At 29.9% G+C, this 7434-nt stretch carries 7 protein-coding genes; 3 read left to right on the top strand and 4 right to left on the bottom strand.

Annotation, left to right across the window (positions count from 1 at the left end; genetic code table 11):
- Nucleotides 1–222: 222 nt before the first annotated feature.
- From ABIK75_08025 to ABIK75_08010, 4 genes are all read right to left on the bottom strand, one after another.
- Entirely contained in the window at nucleotides 223–780 is a 558-nt protein-coding gene (locus ABIK75_08025; protein ID MEO0091035.1) for a hypothetical protein, read from the bottom strand.
- Nucleotides 773–1180, bottom strand: a complete 408-nt coding sequence (locus ABIK75_08020) for a helix-turn-helix transcriptional regulator (GenBank protein MEO0091034.1) — start codon at nucleotides 1178–1180, stop codon at nucleotides 773–775. Before ABIK75_08020 ends, ABIK75_08025 begins: the two co-directional genes overlap by 8 nt.
- Before the next feature lie 215 nt (nucleotides 1181–1395).
- Entirely contained in the window at nucleotides 1396–2661 is a 1266-nt protein-coding gene (gene murA, locus ABIK75_08015) for a UDP-N-acetylglucosamine 1-carboxyvinyltransferase (protein MEO0091033.1), read from the bottom strand.
- Nucleotides 2648–3556, bottom strand: a complete 909-nt coding sequence (locus ABIK75_08010) for a hypothetical protein (protein MEO0091032.1) — start codon at nucleotides 3554–3556, stop codon at nucleotides 2648–2650. The genes murA and ABIK75_08010 overlap by 14 nt, the downstream gene beginning before the upstream one ends.
- 48 nt (nucleotides 3557–3604) lie before the next feature.
- On the opposite strand from ABIK75_08010, the gene ABIK75_08005 reads away from it, so the two are divergent.
- The 3 genes from ABIK75_08005 to ABIK75_07995 form a co-directional block, all read left to right on the top strand.
- Nucleotides 3605–4582 carry a hypothetical protein gene (locus tag ABIK75_08005; protein MEO0091031.1) on the top strand — a complete coding sequence of 326 codons (978 nt, stop codon included), beginning with the start codon at nucleotides 3605–3607 and terminating at the stop codon, nucleotides 4580–4582.
- Nucleotides 4561–6012, top strand: coding sequence for a sigma-54-dependent Fis family transcriptional regulator (locus ABIK75_08000; protein ID MEO0091030.1), 1452 nt, complete (start codon nucleotides 4561–4563; stop codon nucleotides 6010–6012). The genes ABIK75_08005 and ABIK75_08000 overlap by 22 nt, the downstream gene beginning before the upstream one ends.
- Nucleotides 6009–7434: serine/threonine-protein kinase (locus ABIK75_07995; protein ID MEO0091029.1), on the top strand; the 1426-nt coding region annotated here is incomplete at its 3' end. The genes ABIK75_08000 and ABIK75_07995, both read left to right, overlap by 4 nt.

Here is a 7434-nt window from a genome sequence, read left to right as displayed (position 1 = left end):
GAGGGGATTGCCAAATTGGGAAATCCATGATTCGCCATTCCAATACCAGGAAGGTCTTTCTTGCCATTGCTGGCTAAAAGCAACTAAACTAAATAAAGCAACTAAAAGAAGTGTTTTCTTTAACATAATTTCCTCCCTTTTTTGTTTAATTTGTTTTTTAAATAACAACCTGCCAGGAGGAAATTAGACTTTTTTACTAAATTTACTAAAATCTTATCCATTTTATCTTCCCGTATTATTATAAATATCTAATCTTTCTGCCCATCTTATTGCCTTTTTACCTTCTTGGGAATTCGGCTTCATCGGCGGTCTTGTTGTTTGAAACCATAAGTCTGCTTCAATAAGAATTTGTTCTACATCATCCGGAACTGGACAACCACTTGCTTTATTTAACAAAGCAGCAATAAATTGATGGGCAAGAATATAATAGGCATCACCTATTGGTGGATGCCACAAAACTTGTAGGTAAGTTTCTCCACTTAAATAAAAAATATCATCCGGATGATAAGGCTCAGGCCATTCCTCAGGATGGGTCTTCCAATAACCTGGTGTTCTTGTTCTGATAGTTGGTTCGCAAATCACAATATTAAAATAAGGAATTCTCCACTCAATTTTATTACAAGAATCGTTGAGATTAGTTATTTCTAAGAAAAGTTTGGCAACCGAAGTATCCGCCAACTGCCAATTACTACCATCCCAATACCAACATTTCCTTCTTTCTAAATTTCCACTAATTATAATATCAAAAAGAAATAGAATTAAAATTATCTTTTTAATCATTTTCTAAAGTTTTCAATATCCAGAAAATATTTTTTATATCAAAATTTTTTAATTTAATCTTTTGAAATAATTTTCTCCTAAAATAAGAACCGTATTTTATCTGAAATTTCTTGGGAGTAAGACCAGTAAGTTTTTTAAACCATTTACAAAAATAAAAGTGGTCACAAAATTTAAGTTCATCAGCAACATCTCGCACCTTTCTATGGTCATAAGAAAGAAGTTTTAATGCCTTTGCTAAACGGATTATCATAAGGAATTTTTTTGGTGTAAGATTAAATGGCCATTTGTGATAAAAACTACTTAATGAAGAATTATTATTTTTTGCTATTTTTTTAACGGTTATATCAGGGAATTTTTTAAAAAATTGTATTAAAATTTTCGGCACCCGGTCTTCATTCATTGGTCTCTCCTGGGCAACACCAAAGTATATTAAAAATATAATTATTGTCAAACGAATTGAAAATAAAAAATTGGTAATTCCTTGCAAAATTTAATAAATCTTTGATTTACAATAACTTATTTTAAAAGAATAATTTATTAATTTTTGAGATATTTATAAATTATTTAAATCTAATAACTTACAAAGGAGGAAAGATTAATGAAAATGTCTATTTTCTAAGTTCGAGAAATTTGCGCACCGAGGGTGGCAAGTTTTTTGTCTAATTGATAGTATCCTCTATCTAAGTGATAGGAATTATTAATTATTGTCTTACCTTCAGCAACCAAACCAGCAAGAACCAAACTAGCCGATGCCCTTAAATCGGTTGCTGTCACTTCGCTGCCGATTAATTTCTTTTTACCTTTAATTATTGCTTTGTTATCAATAACTTCAATATCAGCACCCATTTTTTTTAGTTCTTGACAATGGGCAAACCTTCTTTCAAAAATATTTTCATAAATAATACTTTCACCATCGGCTAAACAAGCAAGGGTAGTAAATTGCGCTTGTAAATCAGTAGGGAAACCTGGATAAAAAGAAGTGATAATGTTTAGAGGCTTAAGTTTTTTTTCCCCTCTTTTGATTTTTATTTCTTTTTCTTTTATCTCTAAATCGGCACCAGCTTCCTTTAATTTTTGTAAAACAATGATTAAATGTTGAGGAATAACATTTTTAATAGTTATCTCACCATCGGTAATCAAACCAGCACACAAAAAAGTTCCCGCTTCTATTCTATCTGATATTGGTTCGTATTCACAGCCAACTAAATCTTCTTTTCCGTAAATTTCAATAACTGGAGTCCCCTCTCCGTAAATCTCAACACCGATCTTTTTTAAGAAATTTATTAAATCAATAACTTCAGGCTCACAAGAAGCACCGAAAATGGTTGTTTTTCCTTTGGCCTTGCTGGCTGCCAATAATATCTGACAAGTAGCACCAACGCTTGGGCCTTTAAAACCGTACAAATAAATTTCTTTTCCAACAAAATTATCTATTTTGCCTTCTAAATATTTACTATTAGGAATTACCTTTGCTCCTAAATTCATTAACCCTTTGATATGCAAATCAATTGGTCTTTCTCCAATTTCACAACCGCCGGGATAAGCAATTTTTACTCTTTTAAAACGTAAAAGTAGAGGAGCAATTAAATAATAGGAAGCCCGAATCTTTTTAACAATCTCATCGGGTGGAAAAAAGGAATTGACATTGGAATTATCGATTATTATATTATTATTTATTACTTCAATTTGGGAACCGATTGCCTTTAGGATTTCTAACATCGTAAGAACATCATTCACTAACGAAATATTTCTTAAGATCACTCTCTTATCGGTTAAGAGAGAAGCAGCAAGAATCGGTAAAACAGCATTTTTGGCGCTTCCAATTTCTATTTCACCTTTTAATTTTTTGCCTCCCTCAATTATTAACCTATTTCTGACCATAAACTGGTCTTTCCGCAAAATATTTCTTACGACGTTCCTCAATTAGATTAATCTCTTCTTTTAAAAAATTAATAAAAGAATTTAAAAAATCAAATACCTCAGAATCAAAATCTTTTTCTTCTTTAATAACCAATTCTTCTTTTCCCTTTTCTTTATCATTGGTTATTGCCAAAGTCATTTTTTTAATCTGATAATTCCATAAAATAATCTCGACATACATCTCTTTTTTTCTTTCATTATAATAATAGTCCGCCCGCCGCAGTAGTTCTTTATCTTGACCAATTGTTTTTATTTTATTAAATAAATAATAAGGAACCTCGTAGTTTAAATCCAAATCTAAGGAAGATAAAAATAATTCTCTTTTTAATTTTTCTATTTCTTCCTTCCAATGAGGAAAATTGATTTCCACCGAAAAGGAATTTTTATTAAAATCTAATCTCTCCCATTCAAAATTTTTAATCTTTGGTCGCAGTTTTAAATAAGCATAGTATTGTTGTAAGGAATACTCATCACCAATCCGATCATTATGCCATTTCACATCAACAGTATACATTCCAAACTGTTTTATCAACCTCACTTGCATATGATAATTATCTATTTCTCGTGAGAGTAATATACCACCATAAGCCGGATTGTCCGAAGTTATCATATCTTCGGCTGCTTCCAACTCTTTTATTAGTTGTTCGGGAATAAACCAAGCAGCTGAATGCTGGTAGCGGCGCGAAAAATTGATTAAATCGGTAGTAACACTAATAACTGCTTCTTTATCTTGACAACAACCAAGAATTATGGGAATACTGATGTGGATAGAAGAATCCTCGCGGTCGGGACCATAAGTTACTTCTTCTAAAATAGCAATTGTTTCTAAATCTCTTGGTCTGATCGCCAGAATCATATTTTATTATAATTGACCAAAAAAATATTTCAAGATATAATTTAACAAATGTTTCTTCTCTTTCTTATTCTATTAATTCTTTTCTGTTCTCCCGAAAGAGATAGCGTCTATGATCCAAAAAGTAAATATTACAAAAATACTGGAACCCTTTTAGGCTATATTTTGGATAATAAGGAAAAGGGGATCAAAGATGTGAAAATAAGTATTTTTGGCGAAAAGAATAGAAATCTACTAATTACCAAAACCGATACTAATGGCTTTTTTCAGTTTATTGACATTCCTTTAGATTCCTATTTTATTAGTATCTATAAAGAAAATTATCAAAAATTAAATTTTTATAAAAAAATCAATAATTACCAAATTGAAACGTTATACTTTAAATTAAAACCTTTACCTTATTTAAAAAATTGTCAACTAAGAAGTTATTATGAAGAACGATTTATTTTGCCGGAATCTTTATCTTTAAATATCAACTGTGAAATCTTTGATGAGAATTTGAAAGAAGTTTATCTTTTATTAACCACGCAGGATACCTTTTATCTAAACCATTTAAAAAACCAAATTTATGAAAGGACGATAACTGCGGAAAGGGTTAATTATAATTTTGATGATTTGGTAGGTAAAAGTTTTTTAATTTATTTGGTTTCCAATTTTTCTGATACTTTAATCTATCAAACACCACCATTAATAAGAATTATTCGAGAATTACCCGAACCAATTTCACCAATTAATGGTGAGGTGACTTCTTTTAAACCTACTTTAATCTTTTCCCAGCCACCTCTTTATTTTTCCTATACCTATTTTATAAAAGTTTATTATTTATTAAACAACCGATTTCCGATTCTTTGTTATCAAGATAGTTTAATTCCTAAAAATGATACCATTGTGATTATTAATGATTCTTTAATTGATGGTCTCTATCTCTGGCGGGTAGGAATAAGAGATGAGTATAATAATCAGGCGTTATCAAAAGAAGCGTTATTTGAAGTAGTTAGTAAAAAATTATGCTGGAAAGAAAAGCCTTAGAGACCCTTTATCAGATTATTGCCCAATTAAATTCCTTACAAGATTATAAAGAGGTATTAGAGAATACTTTGCAAATTATAATGAAGGAATTGAATGCCGAAAGAGGGGTAATTGTTTTAAAAGAAAAGGAAGAATTTGTGCCAATGGTATTTAGTGGCGATGCTTCTGAAATTTCCCACAGTGTCATCAAAGAAGTATTGGAAAAGAAAGAACCAATTTTATTACATAGCGCCTTAGATTCCGAGAAATTTAGTGCGAAAGAGAGTGTTATCTCTTATGGAATTAAGTCAGTAATGTGTGTCCCTTTAATTTCTAAAGATAAATTGTTAGGTGCCTTATATCTTGATTCTCATAGCCAAAAAGGAATATTTTCGGAAAGTGATTTGGAGTTTTTGATTGCCTATGCTAATCAGGCAAGTTTGGTAATTGAAAACGCCTATTTAAGAGAGATGTTATTAAAAGAGAATGTCTATTTGAAAACCGAACTTTCCGAAAAATATTATTTTGAAAATATTATTGGTCAATCAAAAAAGATGCAAGAAGTATTTACCATAATGAGAAAGGTTTTAAACTCTTCTTTACCAGTTTTAATTATTGGTGAAACGGGTACCGGAAAAGAATTGGTCGCAAGAAGTTTACATTATTCTTCTCAAAGAAAAAATAAAAAATTTGTTCCAATTTATTGCGGTGGTTTGCCGGAAACTTTATTAGAATCAGAACTTTTTGGTTATAAAAGAGGTGCTTTTACCGGTGCCTTGTATGATAAAAAGGGATTGATTGAAGAGGCGGATGGTGGCACATTATTTTTAGATGAGGTTGCTGATATTCCTTTATCCATTCAAGCAAAATTATTAAGATTTTTACAAGAAGGAAAATTCCGAAGAATTGGCGAAACCGAAGAGCGATATGTTGACTGCCGAATAATTGCGGCAACTAATAAAAATTTAGAAGAGGAGATAAAAAAGGGAAATTTCCGCGAAGATTTATATTACCGATTAAATGTTATTAGAATTAATTTGCCACCTTTAAGAGAAAGAGAGGAAGATATTATTATTTTAAGCAATTATTTCTTAAAGAAATTTTCCGAAAAGGAGAATAAAAAAATAAAAGGTTTCTCAAAAGAGGTAATTGAATTTTTAAGAAATTATAACTGGCCAGGAAATGTGAGGGAATTGGAAAATAAGATCGCCCGCGCAGTTGCTTTATGTGAGAGGGAAATTATTAATATAAATGATTTAATTGAAGAAAAAGAAAGGGAAAAAGAAGAACTTTTTAAGATTAAAAGATTGGACGATTATCTAAAAGAAAAGGAAAGGGAATATTTGAAAAAAGTTTTAGAGATATATAAAAATAGAAGTGAAGCAGCAAAGATTTTAGGAATCTCAAGAAGAACTTTATATAATAGATTAAAGGAATTGGGATTGGAATGATAATTGCTGATAAATACGAAATTATCCAATTAATAAAAAAGGGATTAAATACTTCCGTCTATTTGGCAATCCAGAGATTTTTAAATAGGCATGTAATATTAAAGATTTTGGAAATAAAGGAAGATAAAGAGAAGGATTTTTTATTAAGGTTTGAAAGGGAAGCAAAGATATTAGCAAATCTGGATATTGAGAATGTTGTTAAAATCTATGATTATGGTTTTTTTAATTCCCAATATTATATTGTCTATGAATATGTAAAAGGTAAAAGTTTAGAAGAGATTTTGAAAGAGCGAAAAAAATTGGATTTTATTTATACCCTTTATCTTTTTTACCAATTGGCAAAAATATTAAAAATTATTTCCGAAAAGAATATTATCCACCGGGATATAAAACCTTCTAATATTTTAATAAGGGAAGATGGTTTAATTAAAATCGGCGATTTTGGATTGGCTTATCAAAAAGAAGAGAAAGACTTGACATTACCAGGAATGATTATTGGCACCCCTGCTTATATGCCACCGGAACAATGCTTAGGTGAGAAACTTGACGAAAGGGCTGACATTTATGCCTTAGGAATTACGATAATTGAAACCCTTTCCTCTTCTAATCCCTTTTTCTCTGAATCTTATACCCAAACAATCCAAAAGATCTTAAATAAACAAGAATTAAATTTAAAAGAAATATTAAAAGATATTGATGAGGATTTTTTAAAAATATTAAAAAAGGCAACCTATAAAAAGAAAGAGAAAAGATATAAGAATTTTTCCGAAATTATTAATGAGATTGAAGATTATATCAAGAAAAAAGAAATAACTCTACCGAACCAAAAGGAGTTTAGTGATTATCTATTTTTAAGAAAAGAAAGCATAAAAGAAGAAAAGAAAGGAAAAAAGAAAAGGTTAAGTTTAATATATGTTTTAATACCGATAATTTTTCTCTCTTTTCTTGTTAGCCTTTTCTTTTTAATTCCCAAAAGAAAAGAGATAATATTAAAAGAAGAAACTTTTTTAAACGAGACAACGAAAAAGATCGACACAATTTTAGAAAAGGTTGGTTTTAAAAAAGAAGAGAAAGAAAGAAAAATAAGGGAGACCCTTTCTATTCCTAAAAAAATATCTTCCGAAACTTCTTTTTCTTATCTCTTCGTCAACTGTGAGCCTTGGGGAAAAATTTATTTAGATAACAATTATCTATTTACCACACCAACAAAGGAATTTCTAAAATTAGAACCAAAGAGTTATTTATTGACGATTTTGAATGATTCCTTTGGTAAGTTGGAAACGGTAATAAATTTGAAAGGAAAAGAAACCCTATCCCTATTTTTTAATTTAAAGAGATTAAAAGGTTATTTAAAAATTAATGTTATTCCTTGGGGAGAGGTATATTTAGACGATAAATTTATCGGAATAACCCCTTTCTCTA

This window comes from candidate division WOR-3 bacterium (genome assembly GCA_039801725.1).
Classification (GTDB): domain Bacteria; phylum Hydrothermota; class Tepidihabitantia; order Tepidihabitantales; family DTDR01; genus DTDR01.
The sequence above is the reverse complement of the archived record's forward strand: the minus strand, read 5'-3'. Positions and strand labels throughout refer to the sequence as shown.